Source organism: Rothia terrae, assembly GCF_014705925.2.
Classification (GTDB): Bacteria; Actinomycetota; Actinomycetes; order Actinomycetales; family Micrococcaceae; genus Rothia; species Rothia terrae.
This window is the reverse complement of sequence record NZ_CP061539.1, coordinates 1,941,038-1,967,428: the sequence shown is the minus strand read 5'-3', so window position 1 is coordinate 1,967,428 and position 26,391 is coordinate 1,941,038. Positions and strand designations below refer to the sequence as shown.

Below are 26,391 nucleotides of genomic sequence, written 5' to 3'. Positions count from 1 at the left end.
CGCAACGGTTAAATCCACGCGTCAAACCACATACGCCAGCGCCAGTGCTCGTAGGGAATCACCTGAGCCGTCCAAATGGGCAGGAAGAAAATACTGAGCAGGAGGGCAACAATCAGATAAATGCCAACAACCCACAAACCGATCTTTCGGCGTCGTACGCTGTCGCTACGGCGGCCAAGAATAAGACCCAAAAGACCAGCCAACATGAGCACCATGTAGGGCTCGAATGAAAGAGCGTAGAAGAAGAACATGGTGCGGTGCGGGTACAAGAACCACGGGAAATAGCCCACCGCGAAAACAATCCATAGCGCGGTAAAACGCCAGTCGCGTCGAATCACCATGATGGCAAGAGCAAAGACCGCCGCGATAATAAACGACCACCAAATCAACGGGTTACCGATATTGAGAACAGCCGATGAACAGCTATCAACGGTGCACCCGTCAATGCCGTTTTTGGGGGATTCGTAGTAGTAAGAAGTGGGACGCGCAAGAATGAGCCACTTCCAGGCCGGCGACATGTAGGTGTGTTCAGAACTCAACCCCGTGTGGAAGGTATATGCGCTGACATGGTATTCCCATAAGGAGCGCAGGGGAGCGGGCAACCACTGGACGCCCTCACCTGGGTGCTCTTGCGCCCAGTTGCGGTGGTAGGCGGTGGAAGATGCTAACCAGCCGCTCCACGTCAGGACGTACCAGAAAATGCCGCAGATGATCATGTACACGAAGGCGAGAATACCGTCTTTAACGATGCCTGCCAGTAGCCAGTTTTTCACGCCCGCAATGCGTCGGGCGTTCATGTCCCATAGAACGGTGAGAATACCAAAGATGGCGATGAAGAACAGCGCATTCCACTTCACGCCTGCTGCCAGTGCGGCAGTAATACCCGCCGCAAAACGCCAGTACCGGAACTCAAGTATAGGGCCGAACTTCATGAAACTGTCAGCGGGAATACCGCCGTTTTCACGGGCATTTGCCGCAATCTTGGATGCGAGTTTTCGCCGCGCATGCGTCCTATCAGCCAGAAGTAACACGAAGGTGGCTAGCAACCAGAACATGAGGAAGATATCGAGCAGAGCAAAGCGCGATTGCACAAAGTGATGCCCGTCGATGGCAATGAGGAAAGCAGCTACGGTGGCTACTGAAACCGACCTAAAAAGCTGCCACGCTGCAATAGCAACCAGGGCAACCGAGAGCGTACCAATGAGTGCGGCACTAAAACGCCAGCCCACCGGGTTGTTATCCCCAAAAAGCATCATGCCAAAGGCAATCATCCACTTACCAACCGGTGGGTGAACCACGTACTCAGCAGAGCTCAAAATCCCTGTTGGGTGCCCCGCCACAAAGCTGTCGTTAGCGCCTTCGCTCCACCCGCGTTCGTAACCAAAGTGCAACAGCGAGTAAGCGTCTTTGGCGTAGTAGGTTTCATCAAAAACAACAGCATTGGGGTAGCCCAAATGCCAAAAGCGCATGACGCCGGCGAGTACGACAACCAAGAACGGTGCCAGCCAGCCGTTAGCGGGTAGCGCGATATCGGCAACTGCAAGACGCGCTCGCAGGGTTTTTTCGGTGAAAGCATCGCGTGCAGATACTACGCGTGGCACCTGAGAATTGGGGGATTGCGTGGAAGTAGACATCACCGCCTATGGTATCAAGCCGCCTAATTTTTCAGCGGTATCTGGCATGATGCGGGTCTTTTCTTCTTGGGGTGGCAACCGACTAGAATCGAACGGGTACAAGGTTTTAGACGATAAGGGGCGAAACAGTGAGCGAGACACTCGAAGAGCTTGACCAGCTCGATGACGGATACAGCACCGAAACCGCAGACGGCGGGGTGCTGGTGCTTGGCGGTACTCCTATCGGCAATTTGGGCGATGCTACTGATCGTCTCAAACACTATCTGGCAACTGCTGACCTAATCGCTGTTGAAGACACCCGCAAATTGCGCACGCTTGCCTCGGGTTTGGGCGTCAAAACGATCGGTCGTACTATCGTCAACCACGACCACAATGAATCTGAGCGTAGCGCGCAGATCGTGGAGGCTGTTGAGTCTGGTAAGACTGTTCTCTTGCTGTCGGATGCGGGTATGCCGACAGTTTCTGATCCGGGCTATGCTGCTGCGCAGGCTGTGGCGGACGCTGATCTACCGGTAACTGTTGCCCCTGGTCCTTCTGCGGTGCTCAGTGCCCTGGCAGTGTCTGGCCTACCTACTGGACGCTTTACTTTTGAGGGGTTTTTAGCGCGTAAGGGTTCAGATCGCACCCGACGTTTGGCGTCTTTGGCGAATGAAGAACGCACTATGGTGTTCTATGAGTCGCCGCATCGCCTTGAAGCAACCTTGCGCGATTTTGCCTCGACTTTTGGCGAGGAGCGCTGTGCCGTGGTTTGCCGTGAACTTACTAAACTGCACGAAGAAATTATTCGGGGGACGCTGGCTGAATTGGTGCAGTGGGCTGAAAATAATGAGCGTATTCGCGGTGAGATTGCAGTTGTCGTTGAAGGCGCGCCCGAACCAGAAGCGCAGTCGGCAGATAGTTTGACCGACCGCGTCCTCGCTCTGGTCGAAGAGGGTATGCGCCTCAAAGCTGCCGCTGCACAAGTTGCCGCAGAAACAGGTGTGAGTAAGCGCGAGCTCTACGAAGCAACACTGGCGGCCCGAAACTAGACAGACGCTTGGGTAAGTATTTACTTGCCACTGAGCCGTTAGAGATAACTACCGAAGACCCGGTATGAAGGATTGATATGTGCACTTCAAAGAACCCGTGCATGAGTGAGAATGATGTGACTCAACTTGCCGAGCAGTTCAGCTTTACTCTGCCCACACAGCAGGAAATCGACGCGAGCATCTTCAGCGCGAAAGCAACTGTCGAGGAGGGCGAAACTCCGCCTGCCTATGAAGCTGAGCGTTACAGCGTCGAAGGCGAAGAAAGCGGGGAAGGCACGCGACGTCGTTCAACCGAGGGCGACGGCGGCCGCAAACGCAACCTCGTGTTCCCACCAGCACCGGCTCCCCTGCCGCATCCCATCATGGATAATCACACCCACATGGACTTGCTGGACGGCGAGGTCGAGATTTCCGTTCACGACGCGCTTGATACCGGTGCCGCACTGGGTATTGAGTCAGTGGTGCAGGTTGGATGCGATATCCCTTCAAGCCTCTATGCCGTGAAGGTCGCCTCCGTAGAGCCACGCGTCCTAGCAGCCGTTGCACTACACCCCAACGAGGCTCCGAAACTCGCTGAAACCGGCGAACTCGATCGCGCATTGGCAGCCATCGAAAAAATGGCGTCACACGAGCGCGTGCGTGCCATCGGTGAGACCGGCTTAGACTACTTCCGCACCGGAGAAGACGGCAAAGACGCACAGCAGTACAGCTTCCGCGAGCACATCCGCATCGCCAAAAAGCACGGTAAAGCACTACAAATCCATGACCGTGACGCCCACGATGACGTTGTGCGCATCCTCAACGAAGAAGGCGCACCAGAGAAAGTAGTTTTCCACTGCTACTCCGGTGATGCCGAGCTTGCCGAAATCTGCAATACCAACGGCTGGTACATGAGCTTTGCAGGTACCGTCACCTTCAAAAACTCACACGGTATTCAAGAATCCCTGAAAATCGCGCGTCCTGAGCTCGTCCTCGCCGAAACCGACGCACCTTTTTTGACCCCGCATCCCTTCCGCGGCCGCCCTAACGCGTCCTACATGGTCAACTACACCGTGCGTTTTATGGCGCAACACCGCGAACAAGACCTTCAAGAACTCTGCCGCACCATCTACGACAACACTCATCGCGTCTACGGCAGCTGGGCAGACTAAAAGCAAAAGAAAAACAAGCATGTCTAAATTCAACGTTGCATCCTTACTCAAGCGAAAGGACGCCCCCGCCCCGGTCATCGACCAAGACCGCAACACTATCTTGTTCGTGTGCACCGGAAATATCGCACGCAGCGCATCAGCAGAACTCATTGCCCGCCACCGCGATATCAACGACGGTTGGCGCTTCGACAGTGCAGGCGTAGGCGCCGTCGTCGGCTCCGGCGTAGCCCCCGATATTGACCGTGAACTCGTGCACCGCGGCATCAACATTCGCGGTTACCGTGCCAAGCAGATGACGCGTGCGCTCGCAGAAAATGCGGCGCTCATTGTGGCGATGGATAGTACCCATCGCCAGTGGCTCATCCGTGAGTTCCCGCAGTTTCACCGCAAAGTAGTCCTGCTTAAACAGATTCAGCGGGCGTACGCAGGTGGCGGTGAAGGCAACGATGCGCTGGGTTATCTCACCACTCTCAACCTGCTCGAAATCCCTGAAGATTCCATCGCGGACCCCTTCAGGCTCGGCCCGCAAGCCGCGAAGAAAGCGGTGGAAGAAGTCGAGGCAGGACTAGACATCTTGTTGCCCTGGCTCGGTACACGTAACGCGCCGCAAGCATAAGCTGCCAGTACAGCATCCTCAATAACCCCTACTTTTAGCTAGAATAGAGCCCGTGATAGAACAGCAACTTCTTGGCCCACAGGAGATCCGCGAACTGGCGGATGTACTGGGCATACGTCCGACCAAAACCCTCGGTCAGAACTTCGTAATCGACCCCAACACGATTCGTCGCATTATTGCAACGGCTAATATCGACAGTGACGAAACTGTGCTTGAAGTTGGGCCGGGCTTGGGTTCGTTGACGCTGGGTATTTTGGATGCCGCCCGCGACATGGTTGCTGTTGAAATTGACCCGCCACTGGCGCAACAACTGCCTGCGACAATCGCTAAGTTCCGTCCAGGTTCAGAGGCTCGCATTGATGTGGTGCTGAACGATGCGATGCGCGTGATGGAGCTACCCAAGACCCCCACCGCTTTGGTCGCAAACCTGCCCTATAACGTGGCTGTGCCGGTGCTCATTCACTTGCTGGGGCAGTTCCCGTCCATCGACCACGCTTTGGTTATGGTGCAGGATGAAGTTGCCGACCGTCTTGCTGCAAAGCCCGGTTCTAAGATTTACGGTGTTCCCAGCGTCAAAGCTAACTGGTTCTGCGAGGTGTCGAAGGCTGGCGTTATCGGCACCAATGTTTTCTGGCCTGCGCCAAAGATTAAGTCTGGGCTGGTGGCCTTTAAGCGTCGCCCTGAGTTGCTCTCTGATGTGCCGCGCGAAGATGTTTTTGCCATTATTGATGCCGCGTTCGCTCAGCGCCGTAAGACGTTGCGCGCAGCACTCGGTGGCTGGGCGAGTAGCTCTGCCCGCGCCGGTGAGATCCTTGAGGCTTCGGGCATTGACCCCACGCTCCGCGGTGAGAAGCTGGATATTCACGACTTTGTGAAAATCGCTGAGGCCGCCCATGATTTCCCTTCGCAATCTGAGACTGAATCTCGCTAAGGAGAGCTAGACAAAATGAGTTCTGACAGTACCAGCGTTGAGGCGTTAGCCCCCGGAAAAGTAAATCTATTTTTCGCGGTGGGTGGCGTGAGAGGAGACGGTTACCACCCGGTGGCTAGCCTGTATTCTGCAGTGTCGATGTATGAGCGGGTGGTGCTGACCCCAACACAGCGTCGCGGCATCACTGTATCGGCATCTATTGTTGAGGGCTCTTTGCTGGACCAGATGGCGCAAGCAGGCGAGTTTGACCTATCCGTTGTGCCATTGAATAACAAGAATCTTGCCTACAAGGCAGCTGAGCTTCTTTTGCTGGAGCAGAACCTGACGGTGCTTGATGTCAGCCTCGATATTCACCTGGTGAAAGCTGTGCCTGTTGCCGGTGGCATGGGCGGGGGTTCTGCGGACGCCGCGGCTACCTTGCGCGCAATGAACGAGTACCTGGTACGCGCAGGGCTTGTGGACGCGCCGGTGGCTGAGTCTCGCATCCTTGAGATTGCGGCTACCCTGGGTGCTGACGTGCCCTTCGCATGCGCTGGCGGGCTGGCCGTTGGCATGGGTGTGGGCGATGAACTTACGCATGTTGAGGCTGGCGGTAGCGAAGATAGCGCCTTGAATCTTGTGATGGTCGCATCGACCACCGGGCTTTCAACCCCAGCTGTTTTCGCTGAACTTGATGCAGGACGCGAGCAGAACACCTACCCTGCGCCGGGGCAGCTGAGCGTACCTGAGGAACTGCTGGAGGCACTCACCTCAACAGGTGCGCCGATTGCTCGTTTGCACGAAATTTCGCGGTATTTGCGCAATGATTTGCAACAACCAGCATTAACTTTGCAACCTGAATTAGCAAAGACGCTGGGATTTCAAGACGCACAAATCGTGGCGTCCTTCGTGTCAGGCTCCGGCCCAACCATCGCCCTGCTCATGGAAAGCGAGGCGGACGCCGAAGCGCTCGCCAAATCTCTGCGCCGACGCGGACGCTACGCGGTAGCGGTGAAGACGCCGGCGGAGTAACAAAATCATATAGTATAGGTTTAATTTATTCATTGTTACGAAGAATAAAACCTAACCTGCGGTGGAGGAACCATGCCCCGATCTCAGAACAACTCAGTGGACATTATCTTAGCTGTGCCCTCCGATATGGGATGGGCGCCAATTCACGTGATGACAGATTTATTAGCTAAATATCTGAATACAACCCCGATAGAGGTGAATATATCAGATTCATTAAAAAAGACTACGAAGTTTTTTTCACTCATTCCTCGAGTAAAAACAGGAAACAAAAGTGCAATAGTTATAGCTTACGACCCAGGTCAGCTATACGCAGTTGCACAATACCCTTTGTTGACTCGTAGATACGAGAAGATAGTTGGATGGGTTATTGATAGTTTTTGGGAAGAGAGAATTCCCTTTATCGCAAAAAATAATACTTACAATCATATTTTTGTGATGGATGATTCAGATATTAATGGCTGGAAGCAGCGAGGAGTTAATAACGTTAGCGCTCTTCCCTGGGGTGCTAATGTCTGGTCTAATTTTAAACAAAAAATCGAACTTATTCCTGATAAAAAAACTGATTTATTAAGGGTTGGGCGTCAGCCAACGGCTTGGGAAAAAGACGAAGAAACGCGGAAAATAGCACGGAAATATAATTTGTTCTTCCAAGGTAGACCTTCGTTTGGAAGCACTTTCGAGGAGAATCAAAGTAGACTCCGGGAATCACTATCTCAATCAAAATATGTACTAGCCTTTACTTCAAGTGTCAGCCCCGCATCATATACGCATAATTTCAAAGATTACCTAACAGCTAGATGGACGGATGCTCTTGCATGCGGGTGCATAGTTGTCGGTAAAGCGCCTACATCTATGTCTGCTAGTAAACTTTTATGGAATGGCGCCACGGTCGATATAAATCCATTCTGTCTCGAAGAGGGTATAAAAGAAATTTGCTTATTGAATGAAAGGTGGGATGCTTCCCAAAGCAAGAAAAATATCAGATTGGCGTTACAACGACTTGACTGGCGTCATCGTTTTTATGAGATATTTCAATATTTAGGTATTCAATCATATGCTTTGGAGAGAGATCTCCAGGAAATGAAGCAATATGAAAATTAATATAGTTTACGCAATGCCTAAAATTTCAGATGCTTATGATAAGGACCATGATGGATTTAGCGCCGCAATGGAAGAGCTTTCAAAGTATCATGAATTAGAATTTATTAATGTGCATCCTTATAATGATGATGCAAAAATAAATCAGAGAAAAATACCGAACGCTGATTTTGTTTTAGTTCGCAGCGACTGGGATTGGTACCCTGCTCGAGCTACAGATAAGGCTTTAAAAGGTGGTCAGAAACCCGTCGGACTGTTGATTGCTGGATCTACTTTGCCACCGTCGGAGATTGAAATGCTGCGTTACGATGTCTTATTCTATGAAACACCTTGGTATCAACAGTTTGTCGAAGGGAAGCATCCCTTCGCGGTTCGCGCTTTCGGCATCGATTCAAGATTTATGAATCTAGATAGTTTGCCACAAGAAAGAGATATCGATTATTTAATGGTAGGGCGTTTAGCTAATTTTAAACGACCTTGGCTACTTAAAAAAAAGATAGGTAAGAGGGTTGCTCTAGGAGATTTTTCCTCTGCATCGAAAAATCTAAAGATTGATTTGCAGGACTCAGGTATTGAACTTTTAGGCCAAGTCACATACCAGGAGCTAAGTGAATACTATAAGAGAGCAAAAATAGTTTTTGTACCCTGTGAACTGCAGGGGGGTGGCGAACGAGCGATACTTGAAGGTAGAGCGTGTGGCGCTCAGATTGAAATTCAATCTGACAATCCGAAGCTAGAGTCTTTACTTACATTAGAAATACCATCATATATAGATTATTCACAAAAGATTCGTAAATCAATCGAAGCAGTCGTCTATGGTGGTCAAAGGGTCTCGCCAAACGATAAAAAAATAGGCTATATGGCAGTTCAAAAAAGAATACTTTTAGATAAAATTCATAGATTGCCATCTACTATAAAAATAAGAAGTGTAAATTTATTTAAGAGAATTCAGCAGTCATATGAATAAAATAGTATCAAAAAAGGTTATTTCTTTAAGTGATTCTTCTAGAATTGAAACATTTTTTTTGCAAAAAGATGCACAAGATTTTTTAATTTACTCGGCTGTAGATGGCCGATCTGACATCAAAACAATAAATAAATATTTTGATAAGTTAGGTTTTGAAAATCTTTGGAAATACAAAATTCCTAACTCGCATGCTGCATGTGCCATAAGTCATTATTTAATAATTAGAGATTTTGCACAAAGCGAAGGTGATGATTCTGACTTGCTTCTTGTTGCCGAGGATGATGCAGTTTTTACACCTAGGTTTAGAGATGTTTTAGGTAGAATTGAAGATGAAAAAAAACCAATAGATTTGTTAATTCTCGCAGAGGGATATGGAGAGGGCGAGAAGCCAAAATATCTTGGTCCCCTTGCATCAGAAATTGCACTATCTTGGAATTCTCGTAAATGGATTATTCGCGGAAAGATTTTTCGTGCTGGCGAATATTGGGGAACTGTTTATGGAGCAGGCCTGTATTTAATATCTCGTGTTGCAGCGAAAAAGTATGTCAAATTTGTTGAAAATCAGAAGAAAGTAAGATGGCCTTCTGATTGGTATCATTATTGGGCTGATAAATCAGGTATTCGAAAGGAAATCTTACGCCCAGGTGTAGCTCAGTGGAAAGGGGAGTCAAGTCTTGGGCATGAAACTTCTATTAGTTTATACGATAAAAAACATAAAGAAGATTTATCATCATTAAGAAATCGTTTAAAGTTTTACTCTTCATCGCAACTCAAGAATATAAAAAATTCTTTGAAAATAACCCTAAAGAGTCATGATGGAAAATTTTTATAGTGCTATTTTTGTCGCAAAAATTCACTTAATGTAGTACGACTAACATTAGCTATTATTGTAATTTTTGCTCACTCACTCATTTACCTTAACTCTAACACTGTGGGGAGAGAACTGGGTGGTTATGCTGTAAAAATGTTTTTTGCATTTCAGGATTTTTGATTCTTGCTAGCGCTCAGAGGAGTAGTTTAAAAGTGTACCTATGGAGAAGGGCGCTGAGAATATTTCCTGGATACTCGCCTTCTTTATTATCGCACCCCCAATTATTGGACACCATTGGGCGATGGTGTAATCGATGTTGGGTATAAAATTAAAGATTATTATTCCACTTTTAGTATTGCGCCAAAAAGTATAGATTTTTTACAAGGTATCTCTGAGGTCGAACACTTGTTGGAAACTTGGGAGCCACTGCCGGGAGTAACAATAATGCAAGAAAATTTAATGAAAAGTTATCCAGATCCTCGTAAAAGTAAGCGCTAGTCCACAATCTCCGAGAGCTCCATCCAGCGCATTTCTAGCTCCTCAACTTCATCATCAAGTTGTTGAAGCTTGGTGCTGAATTCTGCCAAGCCGATGTAGTCAGACTGGTCATGTTGTGCCATCTGCTCGTGCAATTTCTCCTTCTGATCGGAGAGTTTGGTGAGCTTGCGGTCAATCTGGTTCATTTCTTTTTGAGCAGCACGAATCTCGGCGCCGGATGCCTTGGGCGCGCCAGTTTCAGCACTACCCTGCTTTTCCAACGGTGAAGATGAGGTAACGGTGCCTGCGCCGCGTCCTGCCGCACCTGCTGAAGAAAGCTGTAGGTACTGTTCAACTCCACCGGGAAGGTGGCGGAAAGTGCCATCGATAATCGCGTACTGCTGATCCGTCACGCGTTCCATGAGGTAGCGGTCGTGCGAGACCACCAGCAAGGTACCCGGCCAGGTATCTAGCAAGTCTTCTATAGCCGCGAGCATGTCGGTATCGAGGTCGTTAGAAGGCTCGTCAAGGATGAGGACGTTGGGCTCATCTAACAGGATCAGAAGAAGTTGAAGGCGACGCTTCTGACCACCGGAGAGGTCCTTCACCGGAGTGGAAAGTTGTGCCGATGTAAAGCCCAGGCGCTCCAAGAGCTGTCCGGGGGTCATTTCTTTACCGTCGGCAACGTAAGAAGTTTTCTTGCGTCCAATCACATCTGATACGCGGTCATTCTCAAGGTCTTTGAGCTCATCAAGTTGCTGGGTCAAAGTCGCCACTACAACAGTTTTGCCGTGCTTGACTTGTCCTGAAGAAGGCTGCGTAGCACCTGTCACGAGACCGAGCAGAGTGGATTTACCGGCGCCATTAACGCCCATAATGCCGGTACGCTCGCCAGGGGCGATGCGCCAGGTAACCTTCTTGAGCACGTCACGCTTGCCATTGGGCTGCATTGGGTCATCGTATGAAACATCAACGTTTTCAATATCAACAACATCCTTGCCCAGTCGAGAGACAGCCATTTGAGACAGTTCAACTTTGTTGCGAACCGGCGGAACATCGGAGATTAAAGCATTAGCCGCATCAATGCGGAACTTAGGCTTTGAGGTTCGAGCGGGAGCGCCACGACGCAACCATGCAAGTTCCTTACGCATGAGGTTCTGGCGTTTTGCTTCTGTAGCGGCAGCCTGGCGGTCACGTTCTACTCGTTGCAAGATGTAGGCAGCGTAACCACCTTCAAAGGGCTCAACGATGCCGTCGTGCACCTCCCAGGTGTCAGTGCAGACTTCGTCAAGGAACCAGCGGTCGTGGGTTACGGTTAGCAAGCCGCCAGCATTCTTGTTCCAACGGTTTTTGAGGTGCTGAGCAAGCCACGTAATTGCTTCAACATCGAGGTGGTTGGTGGGCTCATCGAGCATGAGCACGTCCCAGTCACCCGCTAGCAAAGCTGCAAGAGCTACGCGTCGACGCTGACCACCGGAGAGTGATGCAACGGGCGCGTTCCAGTCGAGGTCTGATACTAGACCGGAGATAACGTCGCGGATCTGCGGGTTAGATGCCCACTCGTATTCCGGGGTACCTCCAACAATGGCGGTGCCTACCGTGTGCTCATTATCAAGAACGTCTGACTGATCAAGATAACCGATGCGGGTGCCGCCGCGAACTGTGACCTTGCCGGAATCAGGGATCAAGCGTCCACCCAAAAGCTTGAGCAAAGTTGATTTACCATCGCCGTTGCGACCGACAATGCCGATGCGGTTACCTTCATTGAGTCCAACGGTGATGCCTGAAAATACAGTGCGGGTAGGGAATTCGAGGTGCAGCGCTTCGCCGCCTAATAGATGTGCCACGTTTCTAGGGTACTAGGTCTGTCTATGTCATAAACATCCTGTGAGATAAGTTTCCTCGGTGACTTTGAGAGTCAAGCTTTGGGGAACACCGTATGTTTTGGTAGTATTTTCATCTGTTGGTTGAGTAATCGCATACTTTTCCAGCTAATCCGCCATGGTGTAATCGGCAACACAGCGGCCTTTGGAGCCGTTATTCTAGGTTCGAGTCCTAGTGGCGGAGCAAGACTTTCACGTTTACTTTCCGATAACGTGCAAGTGCTCCCAACTGATTTATAGGAGTTCCTTGACTGTGACCACCGCAGCAAACGTTCCATCCGCTGTTATCGTTCTGGCTGCTGGGGCTGGAACTCGCATGAAATCCGCAACTCCCAAGGTAATGCACCCCATTGGTGGTCGTTCCATGGTTGAGCACGCGGTAGCTGTTGCTCGCGAACTAAATCCCAAAAATTTGGCGGTTGTTGTGCGTCATCAGCGCGACAAAGTAGCTGAGCATGTTTCAGCTTTTGACTCAGCGGCAACCATCGTTGATCAGGACGATGTACCCGGTACCGGACGCGCTGTTGAAGTGGGTCTGTTGGGCTTGGATGCTCAGGGTAGCGAAGTAGAAGGTACCGTTGTCGTAACCTACGGCGATGTTCCCCTGCTTAAGACCGAGACTTTGCGCAAACTGATTGCTTTCCATGAAGAAGGCAAAAACGCTGTTACCGTGTTGACCACTAACTTGGATCAGCCCGGTTCATACGGTCGTATCGTACGTAACGAAGCGGGTGAAGTCACCGCTATTGTTGAGGCGAAGGACGCCACTCCCGAGCAACTGGCGATTACCGAAATTAACTCTGGCATTTACGCATTTGATGCAAAGGTTTTGCGCGACTCACTGACTCGCGTCACCACCGACAACGCACAGGGCGAAAAGTACATCACCGATGTTCTTGCAATCGCTCGTCAGGATGGCTTCCGCACTCTTGCACTCGATATTGAGGACCGCTGGGAAGTTGAAGGCGCCAACGATCGCGTGCAGCTAGCTCAGCTTGGTCGCAAACTCAATGATCGCTTGACCGAGATGCATATGCGCAACGGCGTGACCATCGTTGACCCTGAAAGCACTTGGATCGATGTAACAGTGACCATCGAAAACGATGTCACCATTCTTCCTGGCACCCACCTGCAAGGAACCACTCACATCGCAACTGGTTCGGTAGTCGGTCCCGACACCACCCTCAAGAACGTCAAGGTGGGGGAGAACGTCAAAATTTCACGTACCGAGGGTTCTGACTCAGAAATCGCAGCCGATGCAACTGTTGGTCCCTTTGCTTACCTGCGCCCCGGTACCAAGCTCGGTGTGAAGGGTAAGATCGGCACTTTCGTTGAGACCAAGAACGCTGAAATCGGTAACGGTTCTAAGCTTCCTCACCTCTCATACGCAGGTGATGTCACTATCGGCGAAAATTCAAACATTGGTGCGGCATCCGTATTCGTTAACTACGATGGCGTCAATAAGCACCGCTCAACCGTTGGCAACAACGTCCGCATGGGGTCAGACAACATGTATGTTGCCCCCGTGAATGTTGGTGACGGAGCTTACTCTGGTGCTGGTACAGTAATTCGTAAGGACGTCCCCGCTGGCGCCCTGGCGATTAATGAAGCTCCTCAGCGCAATATCGAGCGCTGGGTAATTGAAAAGCGTGCTGGAACCGAGGCAGCAGAGGCAGCGCTTGCTGCTGAAGCGAAGGGTTCAGCGTCCTCAGCTAAGGAAAGCGACAACCAGTAATGACTGAGATTACGAATCCGGGCGAAAAGAAGATGGCGTTGGTCTCTGGCCGCGCACATCCTGAACTTGCAGAACAGATTGCTGCAGAACTCGGTAACGAGGTTCTGCCCAGCTCTGCTTACACTTTTGCTAACGGCGAGACCTACGTTCGTTTTGAAGAGTCCGTTCGCGGTAAAGACGCCTTCGTGATTCAGTCTCACCCGGCACCGATTAACGATGCCATGATGGAACAGCTGATTATGATCGACTCGCTCAAGCGTGCATCAGCTCGTTCAATCACCGTGGTTTCACCGTTCTATCCTTATGCACGTCAGGACAAGAAGCACAAGGGCCGCGAGCCTATCTCAGCTCGCCTGATGTCTGATTTGTACAAGACTGCTGGTGCTGACCGTTTGATGAGCGTTGATCTGCACACCGCGCAGATTCAGGGCTTTTTTGACGGTCCTGTTGATCACCTGATGGCTATCCCGCTTCTTGCAGGTCACATCAAGAACCGGGTGGATGACGTCAATAACGTCACCGTTGTATCACCCGATACCGGACGTGTGCGCGTTGCAGAGCAGTGGGCTGAACTGCTGGGCGGCGCACCTCTTGCGTTCGTTCACAAGACTCGTGACGTTAACGTACCCAACCAGGCTGTTTCAAAGACCGTTGTGGGCGACGTTGAAGGACGCGTCTGCGTGCTTATCGACGACATGATTGATACCGGCGGAACCATTGCTGGTGCTGTAAAGGTACTCAAGGATCGTGGTGCTAAGGACGTTATTATCGCGGCTACTCACGCTGTGTTCTCATCACCTGCAGCAGAGCGGTTGGGCAACTGTGGCGCAAGCGAGGTTGTTGTTACTAACACCTTGCCTCTGCGAGATGATCAGAAGTTCGATAACCTGACTGTGCTGTCCATTGCGCCCCTGATCGCTCGTGCAATCAAGGAAGTCTTCGACGAAGGCTCAGTGACCAGCCTGTTCAACGGACGTTCGAACTAAATCGAAAATAAAATATTTATGTTGCCTATGAGGAAAAATCTCGTAGGCAACATTTTTATAGTCATTTCACGTATGATTACAATTCAAGTCAAGATAAAGATTATGAAGGCTAGGAATTATAGCTGATGAGAAGCATGGGGCAGGCATATCAGAGGTTAAGGACCCTTTTTCCCGGAAAATCTTTTACGATATTGATTCTCAATATCGTGGCTCTTTTTTTAGTGTCTCTTCTTGACCTAGTTGGTGTGGTGGCAATATTGCCAATCATTCAAATGGCTTCTGGCGCTGACTATGAGAATGGCTATCTCGGCATTTTGCATAGAGCGTTTGGGCAACCAGGTCGTGAAGAAATGATTCTCGTGAGCGTTATCATACTGGTCGTAGCTTTTGTGTTTAAAGGAGTTTTTTCGCTTCTCATTAAATGGTGGAGCGGTGGTTTCTTGGCAAGGCAACAGACTGCTAATGCTGTGATAATTCTTGAAAACTATGCAAATGATACTTATCTTCAGCACCGAAAACGTTCGACTGCGGATATTCTCAGGTTGAATGATGCCAATAATATGGCATATACAGGGTATGTGACTGGTGTTTTGGCGGTGATAGGGGAAACCGCCTCGATAACCCTTTTGCTAGGAATGTTGCTGGTGGTTATGCCCGTTCAAGCGATAATTGCAACTCTTTATTTTGGATTAGCTGCGTATTTCTTGCAAAATTATTTAAAAGAAAAGAATCGAGAAATTGGTCAAACGGTTCTAGATCTAAATAAGGCAACATCATCGCTGACTTTGAATTTGGTCAATGGGTTTCGCGAGAATAAGTTGTCAGGAATGACTGTCAGAAATGTATATAATTTTCAAGAGGCTAGGCTTAAGGCGGATGAAGCAAATCGCAAAAAAACTTTCTTCTTCGATTTGCCCAAATACTTATTAGAAATTATTTTTATAGTTGGCATTGCCATAATTTTAGCGATGATGGTCTTTTCTGATGGTCTTGATGCTGCTTCTTATCTTGTTGTTTTTGCAGGTGCATGCGTAAGAATACTGCCAAGTTTTGTGCGTTTGGTAGGCTCACTTGGCGCAATCCGAACAAGTATTGCCTCAGTTGAATTGTTGGATCGAGAAAACCAAAATACTTTATCTCGGCAGGATACGCGATTCCGCCAGGAGCCCGACATAGGTGATTTCGCTAAGGTGAATAAACATATAGTACCTATTGTGATTCAAGCCAATGATTTGAGCTTCCGCTATCCTGATGGAGAGCGTTATGTGTTAGAACAATTATTATTTACCATTCCCGAAAAAAGTTCTGCCGCTTTGATTGGGGGGTCAGGATCTGGTAAAACAACCTTAATCGATGTTTTGTTAGGGCTATTCGAGCCGTCTTGTGGAAGCGTGAGTTTTAACGATAAAGATATCCACTCAAATTTGGATGAATGGCATAAGTATTTAGGATATGTTCCTCAAGATGTGTTTTTGAGTGGTAAAAGCATCCGTGAAGAAATTGCTTATGGATTTAAACCAGATGAGATAGATGAACAACGAATTATTGAATGTGTAGAGAGTGCTGAACTTGCTGAGTTAGTAGAATCGCTAGAAGAAGGACTTGATACTCTAATTGGGGAAAGAGGGACCCGGCTCTCCGGCGGCCAACGACAAAGATTGGGAATTGCTAGAGCTCTGTACCGCAACCCAAGTATTCTTGTTCTAGATGAAGCGACATCAGCTCTCGACAATAAAACAGAGTATAAAATTACAAAATCAATTAATAAACTTTCGCAGAAAATCACCGTAATAGTTGTGGCTCATCGACTATCTACTGTTCGAGATGTTGACCAGGTATTATTTATGAGTGACGGTAAAATAGTTTCCCGTGGCACCTTTGACCAAGTTAGAGTAGAAAACTCAGAATTTGCGGAGTTGGTGCGTTTGGGACAATTACCTGAATAAGATGTGTAGCCTTTGAAGAGGGACAGGAGCTTCCTTGACGAACGACGAAAATAAAATCGGAAATTTTACCTCTTCAATTGTTATTCCTTTTTACGGTGATAGTGCAGATGCAGTAGCTTTGATATCACAGCTTCAAAGGCAGAAAAAATATGAGCAGCCAATCGAAATCATCATCTCTGATGACTGCTCGCCCGAACCTTTCCCAGAGCTGGAGGGCGTTCGTGTCGTGCGCCGCGAAACCAACGGAGGATTTGGTTCTGCCGTAAATTCAGGTGCGGAAATTGCTACCGGTAAATGGCTATTTATTCTCAACAGCGACCTCACGATTCCCCCCGACTTTATTCAGCGAATGGTCGAAAAAGGCGAGGAATACGGTGAGGCTCTGATTAGCCCGCAGGTAGTTGACCACGAAGGACGCGGCCAATGGGTGGGCAGAAAGTTCCCCACTACCTTTCACTACGGGTGGGAGTGGTTCACGGCGCTTGCCCGTTTCCGTCACACCAGCTGGTGGCAACGGGCTGTCGGTCACGACCTTAGCTGCGTCACAGGAAAGACCGCTACCCCTGACTGGGTGATTGGTGCCTGCATGATGCTACCCACTCAAACATTTAAAGATTTAGGTGGGTTCGACCAAAGATTCTTCATGAACTGCGAAGAGGTCGATTTGCAACGTCGTTTGGCGGAGCGCGGCATTCCTCGCGTCTTCGCTGGTGATATCACCGTGGAGCACGTAGGGGGCGGCTCAAGCGGCGAAAACAAGCAACGCCGTCAGTGGGTTACCGACGCTCGTTTTATCTACGCAGATAAATGGAACGAACAAAAACACCTAAAACAAGTGCTCACCGGGATTTCTTATCTAAACTATGCTGTAAATAAACTAAGGGAAAAAAGAAACCCGGCAGTTAACGCTCGTGAAATTTTGAACTACGAACTGTCATTTGTGAAGGGACAGCCATGATTGCTCGCACGCTCATTGAAAAGATTCCTTCTGCACGCTGGCGGCTAGCCGAAGTTATCTCAAAAACGCTTTACGCCAAGGTGTTTTCGAATTTTGGGCAGGGAAGCGTCATTGTTGCTCCGCTCAAGCTCGGTGGGCTCGACCGTATCTCGATTGGTCATAACGTCGCTGTTTTTGAAGGAGCTTGGCTAGAGGCTGAAGCAAACGGCTATCTGACCGTCGGAGACTCAACCTACATTGGGCACCGATCACATATTCATGCTATGGATAACGTAACTATCGGCTCTCACTGCGTACTGGCAGATAACGTACTTATCAATTCTGCCACTCACATACAAGGCAACCTGAAAAACGTACGCGGAACCGGTTCTATTACTGTTGGTTCTCATGTGTTTATCGGTCAGAACGCCACCGTCCTCGGCGGAGTCACCATTGGTGATAACGCTGTGATCGGTGCCGGTGCAGTAGTTACTCAGGACGTCCCTGCCGGAGCGACCGTCGGGGGAGTACCGGCCCGCGTCCTCAATTCTTCATCTAACGCTTAGAAGGTTTATTCCATGAAAATTTTGTTGACAGGTGGCGTTGGATTCATCGGTCTCAAGGTCGCCGCCAAGCTACATTCACAGGGGCACAGCCTTGTGGCGCTGGACAGCCTCTTAGAGCAGGTGCACCAAGACATTGAGGTAGAAAAAGCACAGTTCCCCGGTGAGATTGTGGTGGGGGACGTGTCGGACGCGAGTGCTTGGGAACTTCTTGAGCCTGCCGGCGCTATCATCCATTTGGCCGCTGAAACTGGCACAGCTCAGTCGATGTATGAGACCGACCGCTACCGCCGAGTAAATGTTGAAGGCACCCGTTTGGCAGCGGAATACGCCGTGAAATGGAACGCCTCGTTGATATCGTTGAGCTCTCGCGCCGTCTATGGCGAAGGGTTCAAGAACCGTGGAACTACGGAGAGCGATCCTCACCGTCCGCTATCTGTCTACGGTGAAACCAAATCCGAAGGCGAACGCGTCGTTGCTGATGTGACCGGCGGTAAGATTGCCGCTACCATCATTCGACCTCAAAACGTGATTGGACCCGGCCAGGCTCTGCATAACCCGTATACCGGTGTTTTGGCGGCTTTTTTGGCGCGTCTTCGTGAAGGTAAAAACTTGTCAGTGTACGGCGATGGCACTGCTACGCGAGACTTTATCCACGTAGAGGATGTCGCTGACTTTATCGTGTGGGTACTTGACCATGCGCCTGCGATAAGTGAATCACCGCGTATCTTCAACCTGGGATCTGGCGAGCGCATTACCCTTGATCAGCTCGCGCAGTTTTCTATCGATGCTGTACCCGGTGGCTCGGCATCCGTCATTGAACATGTGGATGTGAAGCGTGCAGGGGACATCGACCACGCGTTAGCAGATATGAGTTTTGCGTACTCCCTTGGAGCGCCGCATGCTCAGTGGAGCGCTCGCGAGTCAATTGCGGATTTCATTCAAAAATCGTGGGAAACCCCCGGTGCTAAGAGCGAAGCGTGGGATACCGCGTTAGAAGAGCTCACCGAACGAGGTCTGGCTGAGTAAATGGTGCAACCGTCTCTTCTTTTGGTTTCTCCAGTTTTTTACGGTTACTGGACTACTATCGCTTCATCGCTGAAAAAGCTGGGCTATGAGGTGCATACCCACCTGTATGATGCTCCGGGTACCCTGGTGGAACGAGTGCGCAATAAAGCTTTGCATGATCTTCCTGAACGTCTTCGTCCTGCAGCGTTTGAAAGCATTGTGACAGATAAAGCTGTCGCAAAATTGCGCGAGGTCAACCCCGAAATTGTATTGGTTGTTAAGGGCGATCAGCTCGGGCAGCAGTGGTGGGAGGCCGTGCAGAATTCTGGAGCTCGTCATGCTACATGGATGTACGATGAGCTTCGTCGTATGCGCTACTCAGATCAGGATTTTGACCTTCGTATGCTGGGCCCGATTGCTAGTTATAGCCCCGCCGACGTTGCTGAGTTGAATGCTCAAGGTTATGAGGCTATTGAAGTGCCTCTAGCTTTCGATGCTGATCTTCCTATTGCTCCTGCACAAGAGCCTAATATTAGTTTTGTAGGAGCCCGCTATGAGGGCCGCGAGCACATGCTCAAGCAACTTCACGATGCGGGTTTGCCCGTCAAAGCATTCGGTAAGCAGTGGTCACGGCACTGGTGGGACGTTGCACGCACTCGTCAGTTTAAGACTTCGGGTCTTGAAACCGGCCGTGATCTTGACCGTTCGCATGCCTACGGCGTTATGGCATCATCACCTGCAACGTTGAATATTCACGGCGACCAAGACGGTTTTACCATGCGAACCTTCGAGGCACCCGGCGTAGGCGGGTTGCAGATTATTGACCGGCCCGATGTCTCTCGCTATTACGACGTTGGCGAAGAAGTGCTGGTTTATGAATCTATCGAAGAGCTCATTGACCTCTGCAAACGCGTGCTCGTTGAACCGCAGTGGGCTAGTCGCATCCGTCAAGCCGGGCAAAAACGTACCCTCGCGGAGCACACCTTTGATCAACGTATTCAAGCATTGGAGTCACTGTGGAAGTAGCTACCTTTGGACTGAACCACCCCAAGGATTTGAACGCCTGGTATAAGTGGCAACAACAGTCTGATGCTGTGCGCCGTGCGAAGCGAATTGCTGGCAAGTTACCCCACTGGGGCAACGCTCTTATCGGGGACAAAGATTTATATTCTGAAAAAATCGAACTTGCCTCCGGCGTTTTGCATACGGACGGCGATAACCCGCAGCTTCTTGTAGTTCTTGAATCAACCTCGCCTACCAGTGTGAACTCGTTAGTGTGTCCTCTCAAATTTTTAGAGGGAACAGATGTTGCCATCTGGGCGCCCCACGATGTAAGTGATCTATTGCCGCAAGGTAGTTGGCAGACTCGCACCGTGAACGAGCACGAGCTGGCTAACCTCACGGAAATTTCAGTAGTACTCGCAAGCGGCCATTACCTTCCGCTGGGCGCCGCCGCCTACCGTTTTGCGTGCGCTCGCAAGGCTGAATTTGTGGTGGTGCAACACGGCCTGATGACGCCGTTTGCTCCGCCGCTGCCTGCAGATTCTACCTTGCTGGCCTTTAGCGATGAAGACGCACAGTTCTGGATCTCAGGACGCAATGACGTCCGCTACCGCACGGTGGGATCTCAGCTGTTCTTCGATGCTGCCCGTAACGCCACTGAACCTGATTCGCAGGTGAAAAGTGAGCAACCCATTTTCTTAGGTCAGATGCACGGTGCTGAGCTTTCTCGAGCGTCCTTTGCGCGCGCAGGATTCACTTTCTGCACACAGAACAAAGCTCGTTACAGACCTCACCCCAGCGAAAAAGACAAATTATCTGTACTTACCCATGCCCTGTGGGCGAAAATGGGTATAGCAATAGACCGTAGCGGTCAACCGTTGAATACACTGAATAACCCCGTGGTCTCGGTGTTTTCTACCGGTGTTCTTGAAACAGCTATTCGCGGCGTGCCGGCCTGGGTGTACCACCCGCATCCGCCACAGTGGCTACAAGACTTTTGGCAACGCTACGGCATGAGTCGGTGGGGCGAGGAACCAACTCCCGCACCGCCTCAACCGGATATTGAACCCGCGCGAGCCATCGCGCAATACCTGAAAGAGAGCCTGACCTAATGCGAGTTCTATGCGTTATTCCGGTACGCGGCGGTTCTAAGGGTATTCCGCGTAAAAACCTCAAACCAATTGCTGGCAAGCCGCTTGTTGCATGGACCATAGAACAAGCACTTGCGGCTAAAGAAGCTTTAGCCGATCAGCACGAAGTCGACGTGGTTGTATCAACAGATGATGCTGAATTAGCAGATATCGCCCGTGAATACGGTGCCGAGGTTCCTTTCATGCGTCCGGCAGAGTTGGCCGAAGATACCACGGCAACCGAGCCCGTTATTGAACACGCTATCGAGTTCTTTATCCAGGCAGGACGCCGCCCCGACGCTGTCATGCTCCTGCAAGCAACATCGCCGGTGCGTTTGCCGGGTACCCTTGACCGAGCTATCAAGCAGTTCGCCGAGTCGGGTTCAGATTCAATGGTCGGAGTTATTCCCATCGGTCCTTTCATCTGGGCCGCTACAAATCCGCCCACCGCGCAGTACGAGGTGATGGCGCGTCCACGCCGTCAAGAGCTCACTCGCGAAACCTTCCGATACCGCGAAAACGGCTCAATGTACATCACGAAAACCGAAATCTACGAGCAGTACCACAACCGCTTAGCCGGAGAGATTGAGCTGTTTATGCTCGATGAAATCGAAGGTGTAGACATTGATGCCCCCATCGATTTTTCGGTAGCGGAGCACCAGCTCCAACAGATTAACGCCTAAACCACAGCACCAGAAAGCCCCCACCGCCTTGATTATTGAGCGCAATACAACCCCCTACATCGTCTTCTCAGAAGACCCTGTACTCACCGCACTTCAGAAGATTTCTGCTAACCAGCAACGAATTATCTTCTTGGTCAACGAGTCTGGCGTCTTACAAGGCGCATTGTCAGACGGTGACTTTCGGCGCTGGCTCATTGCCAACCCCGCAGCGTCCTTAGAAACAAGTGCGCTGGATGTTGCCAACAAGAATGTGCGTTCTTTTGCTTTTGGTACTGACCCGGCTGAGCTTCAGCACGAATTTGCGCGCGGAATTTCTCTTTTGCCCCTCATTGATGATCGCGGGCATCTGATGGCAATTGCTATGGACGAGCAAAATGTTCTGCGCATTGGCCGCCACACTATCAGCGAAGACTCACCGGCTTTTATCATCGCTGAGATTGGTAATAACCACCAGGGCGATGTTGATCTTGCTAAGCGACTGGTCGATCTCGCCGTCGAAACAGGCGCGGACGCGGTGAAGTTTCAGTTGCGCGATATGGATGCCCTCTACCGTCAGGCTGGTTCTCAGTCAGCGGGCGAGGACTTGGGTGTACAGTACACCCTCGATTTGTTGCGCCGTTTCTCTTTCAACGTCGACCAAATGTATGAGGTCTTTGACCATGTCAAGCAACACGACATGGACATTATGTGCACGCCGTGGGACGCGCCGTCGGTACAAGCACTGGTCGACTACGGTGTGCAGGGCCTGAAGGTTGCCTCAGCTGACCTTACTAACCACGAGCTGTTGCGCGATATGGCCTCACGCGGGCTACCGATGCTGGTTTCTACCGGTATGTCCCGTGAAGAAGAAATTCGTGAGTCCGTTAATCTGCTTCGTGCTGCTGGCGCTTCTTACGCGCTGTTGCAGTGTCAATCTACCTACCCGGCTCCCTTCAAGGACGTCAATCTTGCCTACATGGATCGTCTGGCTGAGATTGGGCAGTCACTGGTGGGCTACTCCGGTCACGAACGCGGTTACCATGTGCCAATTGCTGCCGTGGCACGCGGTGCAAAGATCATCGAAAAGCACTTCACAGTTGATAAGACCCTTGAAGGCAACGACCATACCGTCTCGCTACTTCCCGATGAATTCACTGCTATGGTGCAACAGATCCGTGAGGTAGAAGAAGCGATCGGTAGCGCGGCACCGCGTGAGGTATCTACCGGCGAACTCATGAACCGCGTCAACCTAGCTAAATCATTGGTGGCTACCCGAAGCATTGCTAAGGGCGAGGTTGTGCAAGAGTCAGATGTTGAGGTTAAGTCACCAGGTCGAGGCTTGCAGCCCAACTACCTTCCGCAACTTGTAGGACGCACGATGCAACGTGACGTTGAGGCTGGCTCCTTCTTCTTTGAGGGGGATCTCAAAGATGATCTTGTGACCCGACGCGATTTTAAGTTTGATCGTCCGTGGGGTCTGCCTGTTCGCTACCACGATTTCAAGCCGCTGATTTCGGAGGCAAAACCGGACTTCTTGGAATTCCATTTCTCGTATAAAGATCTTGAAATGGATATCGACCAGGTCTTTGACCGCAAGCTCGATATGTCATTTACCACCCACCTGCCGGATCTTTTCGCGGGCGATTTCCTCGTCGATTTGGCATCTCGCGACCCCGAAATCTGGGAGCGTTCTATTGCTGAGGTTCAGCGCACTATCGATATTACGCGTGATCTTACGCGGTACTTCACGATGGACGATGATCCCGTCATGGTTGTTACCATGGGCGGATTTACCAAGGACGGTCACATCGCCCCTGCCGCCCGTGCTGACAAGTACGAACGCATCGGTGAAGCCCTGAAGCGTCTGGATACCTCCGGCGTGCGCATTGCTGCTCAAACACTGCCCCCATACCCCTGGCTGATGGGCGGTCAGCAGTACCACAACCTCTTCTTAGATCCACAAGACACCGCTGAATTTGCAGACACCTACGACACCGCCCTGTGCCTGGATATCTCGCACACTATGCTGGCAGCTAACTTCTTGAAGATACCGCTGAGCCAGGCAGTAGAGCTACTGGCGCCTCGCACTATCCACCTGCACCTGGTGGACGGCATCGGCGTTGATGGCGAAGGCGTTCAGGTGGGTGAAGGCGATGTTGACTGGGCAGCACTGGGCAAGCAACTGCGCGAGCTTACTCCTAACTCATCGTTCATCCCTGAAATCTGGCAGGGCCACGTTAACAACGGTGAAGGCTTCTTCACTGCGCTGGATAGGTTAGAGAAGTGGCTCTAAAAAAAGCGCTTTGGGTAGTACCCGTTGGAAATTTTGGGGGAGTAGCCCGGCACGTTGTAGATGTAGCTACTGCGGGACTACCGGGCTACGAGCTTGTAGTACTTGCCCCAGAAGGCGAACTTGCAGATGCCGTACGTCGAACAGGCACACGCGTCATTGCAGATTCCTCGTTTGGAGTGGACGCGGGCTTTAAATCCTCATACGCGTCCCTCTACAATACGGTGGAAGAAGAGCAACCTGATGTTGTTCACACGCACCTTGCCTACGCAGATATTGTTGGCGTTGCCGTCATTACTGCTCTTCGCCTGCGCACGCGCATCCGGCGTGCACGTCTGACCGTGCCCCAGCTTGCGACCACAGAGCACGGAATCGCTCAGCACACCAGCGTCTACAACAAAAATCAAGCACGCGGTGTAGTCATGAGAATCGCGCACAGCGCACGCATGCTTATCACCCCCCTGAAAATCGCTGTCTCACGGTCAACGGCTGAACAGATGAAAAAACAGTGGGGCGCTCGCAAAGTGACGGTTGTACATAACGGTGTTGACGCACCGCTGATTCAGGCGGGCGTAGAACGTCACCGGGTTCAGCCGAAACAGAGCGGACCGCGTGTTCTCTCCTTATCTCGTCTAGCACCGGAGAAGGGGCTGACAACGCTCATCGACGCCTTTGCGCAGGTGCGGCAAGAACACCCCGACGCGTCCTTGGAGATTGCCGGTAGCGGGGAGCTCGAGCACGAATTACGCGCGCGGGTAGAACGCTTAAAGCTCAGCGATTCTGTGCGTTTTTCAGGCTTTGTTGACCCGCTCGAGGCAATGGGCCGAAACGATGTTGTGGTTCAGCTTTCGGTGTGGGAAAACCTTTCCTATACCCTACTGGACGCTAAAGCCGCGGGGCTGGGTGTTGTGGCAACCGACGTCGGAGGCAACAGCGAAATCTTAGATGATGCTGAGCTTGTCTCACCTTTAGACAGCGGTCAACAGAAGGATACTGAGATAGCTCAAGCTATAGTCACAGCTACGCAACACGCGCACCAGCCGTTTAACTGGCAAAGCGTAGAAGAAATGACGCACCAAACCGCGGCGCTATACACACAGGTACTGAAGAAGAACACGAGGGGGAACGTATGAGCACTTTAGCTCACCGCGGCACCGCGGATCGTAAGAGCTTGAGCGAACGATACGAAGGCGTCAAGAACGTCTTGCGAGATCAGTCGGCGCAGATTCGCCTCCCCGAATTTCTCATGTTTTTCTCGCTGATTTTCTATACAGCGACGCCAGGGCTGGGTTTGCCTTTGAACCAGGTCATGGTGATTGTCATCGTGCTCTATGGACTCACCCGTAAGCCGGTGTATAGCCTCAACCCTGTTAGCGGTCTTATTGCGCTGTTTGTTATCATGCTCTTGTACGTGGCGTTAGTTTCATACAACGCTACGCCCACAGAATTTGCAGCAGACTGGACGCGACGCTTTCTGCGCCTAGCCGCTACGACAGGTCTGATCTTTGTGCTGGCTTCGGGGCAGATTCATTTCAGATCAGCTATCTACGGTTATGTCACCGCTATATTGGTGAATATTCCTCTGTTTTATGCGGGAATCGCACCGGATAACTACCCCGGGTACCTCACTGGTTATCTTATTGATAAAAATGTTGCCGGTATGGTCTACTGTCTTTTCGGTATTTTGATGGTTGCGATGGTTACCCGAAGAACGCATAAAGTAGGGTTTTTCGCTATTTTTGCTGTACTACTGTGGCTAACCGGATCTCGCACATCACTGGGTGCTTTTGCAATGGCTTTTGTGTGGATTCTATTAGCTCCCAAGCTACCTTTTTTGGGTAGAGCCTTTCTTGGCTTTGCAATCTACTGGGGCATTCGCCTGCTCAACGATGACTATGCGCAGGTAGGTGCCTTTGCCGATCGTGTGGGCTCTGATTTACTGCGTGCAAAAATTGATGAAGCTGCTCTAGAACGAGTTCACCAGACTCCCTTTTTCGGTCAGGGACTGGGCGAGGCATACGTATTCTTCCAAGAACAACAACGTACTTTCTTCTTCCACAATTCCTACTGGAGCGCCTTTGTTGAGGGCGGCTGGCCCTGGGCAATTTTTGTGGTTGCCGTAACCATTTTCGTGATGGTTCGCCCCTTTTCCAAGAGCTCTCGCTGGACGCCTCAGCAAGTAGTTGCACAGGGACTGGGCATTGCTTTGTTGATTAGTGCTTGGCGTTTGGGAGAGGTTCTCTTTACCCTATACTGGGCGATTTGCATGGGCTTTGCGCTAAGAACAGTTTTGATTGAGCGCGCAGAAAACGATGGACCTATGGACGGTATCGACCAACGAATCGAGTATAAGAATACGTTGGGCCGATGAACCATAAACCCAGCTCCTTAAAACCATCGCACCGGTTCAGAGAACTTGATGGGTTGCGTGGCGTAGCTATTTTGCTTGTGCTGATTGATTTCTGCACCATGTGTGGTTATCAACGGGTAATTACTGGGTCGGGTTTCATATAGCTGTAGAGCAA

Annotated in this window: 22 protein-coding genes and 1 tRNA gene; 21 read left to right on the top strand and 2 right to left on the bottom strand. The window is 50.6% G+C overall.

Annotation, left to right across the window (positions count from 1 at the left end):
* Positions 1 to 8 precede the first annotated feature (8 nt).
* Entirely contained in the window at positions 9 to 1,634 is a 1,626-nt protein-coding gene (locus IDM49_RS08965; protein ID WP_168614714.1) for a dolichyl-phosphate-mannose--protein mannosyltransferase, read from the bottom strand.
* A 128-nt stretch (positions 1,635 to 1,762) separates the two neighbouring features.
* Here IDM49_RS08965 and rsmI point away from each other — a divergent pair, with 128 nt between their 5' ends.
* From rsmI to IDM49_RS08925, 8 genes are all read left to right on the top strand, one after another.
* Complete coding sequence (rsmI, locus tag IDM49_RS08960) at positions 1,763 to 2,662, top strand: 16S rRNA (cytidine(1402)-2'-O)-methyltransferase (RefSeq protein WP_228008064.1); 900 nt, start codon at positions 1,763 to 1,765, stop codon at positions 2,660 to 2,662.
* 77 nt (positions 2,663 to 2,739) lie between these two features.
* The gene (locus tag IDM49_RS08955; RefSeq protein WP_190724257.1) at positions 2,740 to 3,813 is read left to right on the top strand and encodes a TatD family hydrolase; all 1,074 of its coding nucleotides are present in this window, start codon (positions 2,740 to 2,742) and stop codon (positions 3,811 to 3,813) included.
* 19 nt (positions 3,814 to 3,832) lie between these two features.
* Positions 3,833 to 4,429: an arsenate reductase/protein-tyrosine-phosphatase family protein gene (locus IDM49_RS08950; protein ID WP_190724256.1), complete on the top strand. Its 597-nt coding sequence runs from the start codon at positions 3,833 to 3,835 to the stop codon at positions 4,427 to 4,429.
* Positions 4,430 to 4,472: 43 nt separating this feature from the next.
* On the top strand, positions 4,473 to 5,360 hold the full coding sequence (gene rsmA, locus IDM49_RS08945; protein WP_403215284.1) for a 16S rRNA (adenine(1518)-N(6)/adenine(1519)-N(6))-dimethyltransferase RsmA: 888 nt from the start codon (positions 4,473 to 4,475) through the stop codon (positions 5,358 to 5,360).
* Positions 5,361 to 5,375: 15 nt separating this feature from the next.
* Entirely contained in the window at positions 5,376 to 6,371 is a 996-nt protein-coding gene (locus IDM49_RS08940) for a 4-(cytidine 5'-diphospho)-2-C-methyl-D-erythritol kinase (RefSeq protein WP_190724254.1), read from the top strand.
* A gap of 72 nt (positions 6,372 to 6,443) precedes the next feature.
* Positions 6,444 to 7,472, top strand: coding sequence for a glycosyltransferase (locus IDM49_RS08935; protein WP_190724253.1), 1,029 nt, complete (start codon positions 6,444 to 6,446; stop codon positions 7,470 to 7,472).
* A 13-nt stretch (positions 7,473 to 7,485) separates the two neighbouring features.
* Positions 7,486 to 8,436 carry a glycosyltransferase gene (locus tag IDM49_RS08930; protein ID WP_190724252.1) on the top strand — a complete coding sequence of 317 codons (951 nt, stop codon included), beginning with the start codon at positions 7,486 to 7,488 and terminating at the stop codon, positions 8,434 to 8,436.
* Positions 8,429 to 9,268, top strand: coding sequence for a glycosyltransferase family 25 protein (locus IDM49_RS08925; protein WP_190724251.1), 840 nt, complete (start codon positions 8,429 to 8,431; stop codon positions 9,266 to 9,268). Before IDM49_RS08930 ends, IDM49_RS08925 begins: the two co-directional genes overlap by 8 nt.
* Before the next feature lie 473 nt (positions 9,269 to 9,741).
* Here the strand turns inward: IDM49_RS08925 and IDM49_RS08920 are convergent, their stop codons facing one another.
* On the bottom strand, positions 9,742 to 11,571 hold the full coding sequence (locus IDM49_RS08920) for an ABC-F family ATP-binding cassette domain-containing protein (RefSeq protein ID WP_190724250.1): 1,830 nt from the start codon (positions 11,569 to 11,571) through the stop codon (positions 9,742 to 9,744).
* 148 nt (positions 11,572 to 11,719) lie between these two features.
* On the opposite strand from IDM49_RS08920, the gene IDM49_RS08915 reads away from it, so the two are divergent.
* The 13 genes from IDM49_RS08915 (at position 11,720) to IDM49_RS08855 (ending at position 26,237) form a co-directional block, all read left to right on the top strand.
* Positions 11,720 to 11,791 (top strand) — tRNA-Gln (locus IDM49_RS08915).
* A gap of 69 nt (positions 11,792 to 11,860) precedes the next feature.
* The gene (gene glmU, locus IDM49_RS08910; protein WP_190725470.1) at positions 11,861 to 13,342 is read left to right on the top strand and encodes a bifunctional UDP-N-acetylglucosamine diphosphorylase/glucosamine-1-phosphate N-acetyltransferase GlmU; all 1,482 of its coding nucleotides are present in this window, start codon (positions 11,861 to 11,863) and stop codon (positions 13,340 to 13,342) included.
* On the top strand, positions 13,342 to 14,328 hold the full coding sequence (locus tag IDM49_RS08905; protein ID WP_190724249.1) for a ribose-phosphate diphosphokinase: 987 nt from the start codon (positions 13,342 to 13,344) through the stop codon (positions 14,326 to 14,328). The genes glmU and IDM49_RS08905 overlap by 1 nt, the downstream gene beginning before the upstream one ends.
* Before the next feature lie 206 nt (positions 14,329 to 14,534).
* The gene (locus tag IDM49_RS08900) at positions 14,535 to 16,274 is read left to right on the top strand and encodes an ABC transporter ATP-binding protein (RefSeq protein ID WP_228008063.1); all 1,740 of its coding nucleotides are present in this window, start codon (positions 14,535 to 14,537) and stop codon (positions 16,272 to 16,274) included.
* A gap of 34 nt (positions 16,275 to 16,308) precedes the next feature.
* Positions 16,309 to 17,232, top strand: a complete 924-nt coding sequence (locus IDM49_RS08895; protein ID WP_228008062.1) for a glycosyltransferase family 2 protein — start codon at positions 16,309 to 16,311, stop codon at positions 17,230 to 17,232.
* A complete protein-coding gene (locus tag IDM49_RS12470; protein ID WP_322745981.1) occupies positions 17,229 to 17,777 on the top strand; it encodes an acyltransferase in 549 nt (182 codons plus the stop codon). Before IDM49_RS08895 ends, IDM49_RS12470 begins: the two co-directional genes overlap by 4 nt.
* Before the next feature lie 12 nt (positions 17,778 to 17,789).
* Positions 17,790 to 18,803, top strand: coding sequence for an NAD-dependent epimerase/dehydratase family protein (locus IDM49_RS08885; RefSeq protein ID WP_190724247.1), 1,014 nt, complete (start codon positions 17,790 to 17,792; stop codon positions 18,801 to 18,803).
* Positions 18,804 to 19,808 carry a CgeB family protein gene (locus IDM49_RS08880; protein ID WP_190724246.1) on the top strand — a complete coding sequence of 335 codons (1,005 nt, stop codon included), beginning with the start codon at positions 18,804 to 18,806 and terminating at the stop codon, positions 19,806 to 19,808. It begins immediately after the preceding gene.
* On the top strand, positions 19,799 to 20,896 hold the full coding sequence (locus IDM49_RS08875; RefSeq protein WP_190724245.1) for an RNA-binding protein: 1,098 nt from the start codon (positions 19,799 to 19,801) through the stop codon (positions 20,894 to 20,896). Before IDM49_RS08880 ends, IDM49_RS08875 begins: the two co-directional genes overlap by 10 nt.
* On the top strand, positions 20,896 to 21,597 hold the full coding sequence (locus IDM49_RS08870; protein WP_190724244.1) for an acylneuraminate cytidylyltransferase family protein: 702 nt from the start codon (positions 20,896 to 20,898) through the stop codon (positions 21,595 to 21,597). Before IDM49_RS08875 ends, IDM49_RS08870 begins: the two co-directional genes overlap by 1 nt.
* Positions 21,598 to 21,625: 28 nt before the next feature.
* Positions 21,626 to 23,869: an N-acetylneuraminate synthase family protein gene (locus IDM49_RS08865; RefSeq protein WP_190724243.1), complete on the top strand. Its 2,244-nt coding sequence runs from the start codon at positions 21,626 to 21,628 to the stop codon at positions 23,867 to 23,869.
* Complete coding sequence (locus tag IDM49_RS08860; RefSeq protein WP_190724242.1) at positions 23,860 to 24,999, top strand: glycosyltransferase; 1,140 nt, start codon at positions 23,860 to 23,862, stop codon at positions 24,997 to 24,999. Before IDM49_RS08865 ends, IDM49_RS08860 begins: the two co-directional genes overlap by 10 nt.
* Positions 24,996 to 26,237: an O-antigen ligase family protein gene (locus IDM49_RS08855; RefSeq protein ID WP_190724241.1), complete on the top strand. Its 1,242-nt coding sequence runs from the start codon at positions 24,996 to 24,998 to the stop codon at positions 26,235 to 26,237. The genes IDM49_RS08860 and IDM49_RS08855 overlap by 4 nt, the downstream gene beginning before the upstream one ends.
* Positions 26,238 to 26,391: the final 154 nt, after the last annotated feature.

Bases quoted from the DNA above. Each gene is read 5' to 3' on its own strand.
- IDM49_RS08965 (WP_168614714.1), bottom strand. From the start codon at position 1,634: ATGTCTACTTCCACGCAATCCCCCAATTCTCAGGTGCCACGCGTAGTA.
- IDM49_RS08955 (WP_190724257.1), top strand. From the start codon at position 2,740: ATGTGCACTTCAAAGAACCCGTGCATGAGTGAGAATGATGTGACTCAA.
- IDM49_RS08950 (WP_190724256.1), top strand. From the start codon at position 3,833: ATGTCTAAATTCAACGTTGCATCCTTACTCAAGCGAAAGGACGCCCCC.
- IDM49_RS08940 (WP_190724254.1), top strand. From the start codon at position 5,376: ATGAGTTCTGACAGTACCAGCGTTGAGGCGTTAGCCCCCGGAAAAGTA.
- IDM49_RS08935 (WP_190724253.1), top strand. From the start codon at position 6,444: ATGCCCCGATCTCAGAACAACTCAGTGGACATTATCTTAGCTGTGCCC.
- IDM49_RS08930 (WP_190724252.1), top strand. From the start codon at position 7,486: ATGCCTAAAATTTCAGATGCTTATGATAAGGACCATGATGGATTTAGC.
- IDM49_RS08925 (WP_190724251.1), top strand. From the start codon at position 8,429: ATGAATAAAATAGTATCAAAAAAGGTTATTTCTTTAAGTGATTCTTCT.
- IDM49_RS08905 (WP_190724249.1), top strand. From the start codon at position 13,342: ATGACTGAGATTACGAATCCGGGCGAAAAGAAGATGGCGTTGGTCTCT.
- IDM49_RS12470 (WP_322745981.1), top strand. From the start codon at position 17,229: ATGATTGCTCGCACGCTCATTGAAAAGATTCCTTCTGCACGCTGGCGG.
- IDM49_RS08885 (WP_190724247.1), top strand. From the start codon at position 17,790: ATGAAAATTTTGTTGACAGGTGGCGTTGGATTCATCGGTCTCAAGGTC.
- IDM49_RS08880 (WP_190724246.1), top strand. From the start codon at position 18,804: ATGGTGCAACCGTCTCTTCTTTTGGTTTCTCCAGTTTTTTACGGTTAC.
- IDM49_RS08870 (WP_190724244.1), top strand. From the start codon at position 20,896: ATGCGAGTTCTATGCGTTATTCCGGTACGCGGCGGTTCTAAGGGTATT.
- IDM49_RS08855 (WP_190724241.1), top strand. From the start codon at position 24,996: ATGAGCACTTTAGCTCACCGCGGCACCGCGGATCGTAAGAGCTTGAGC.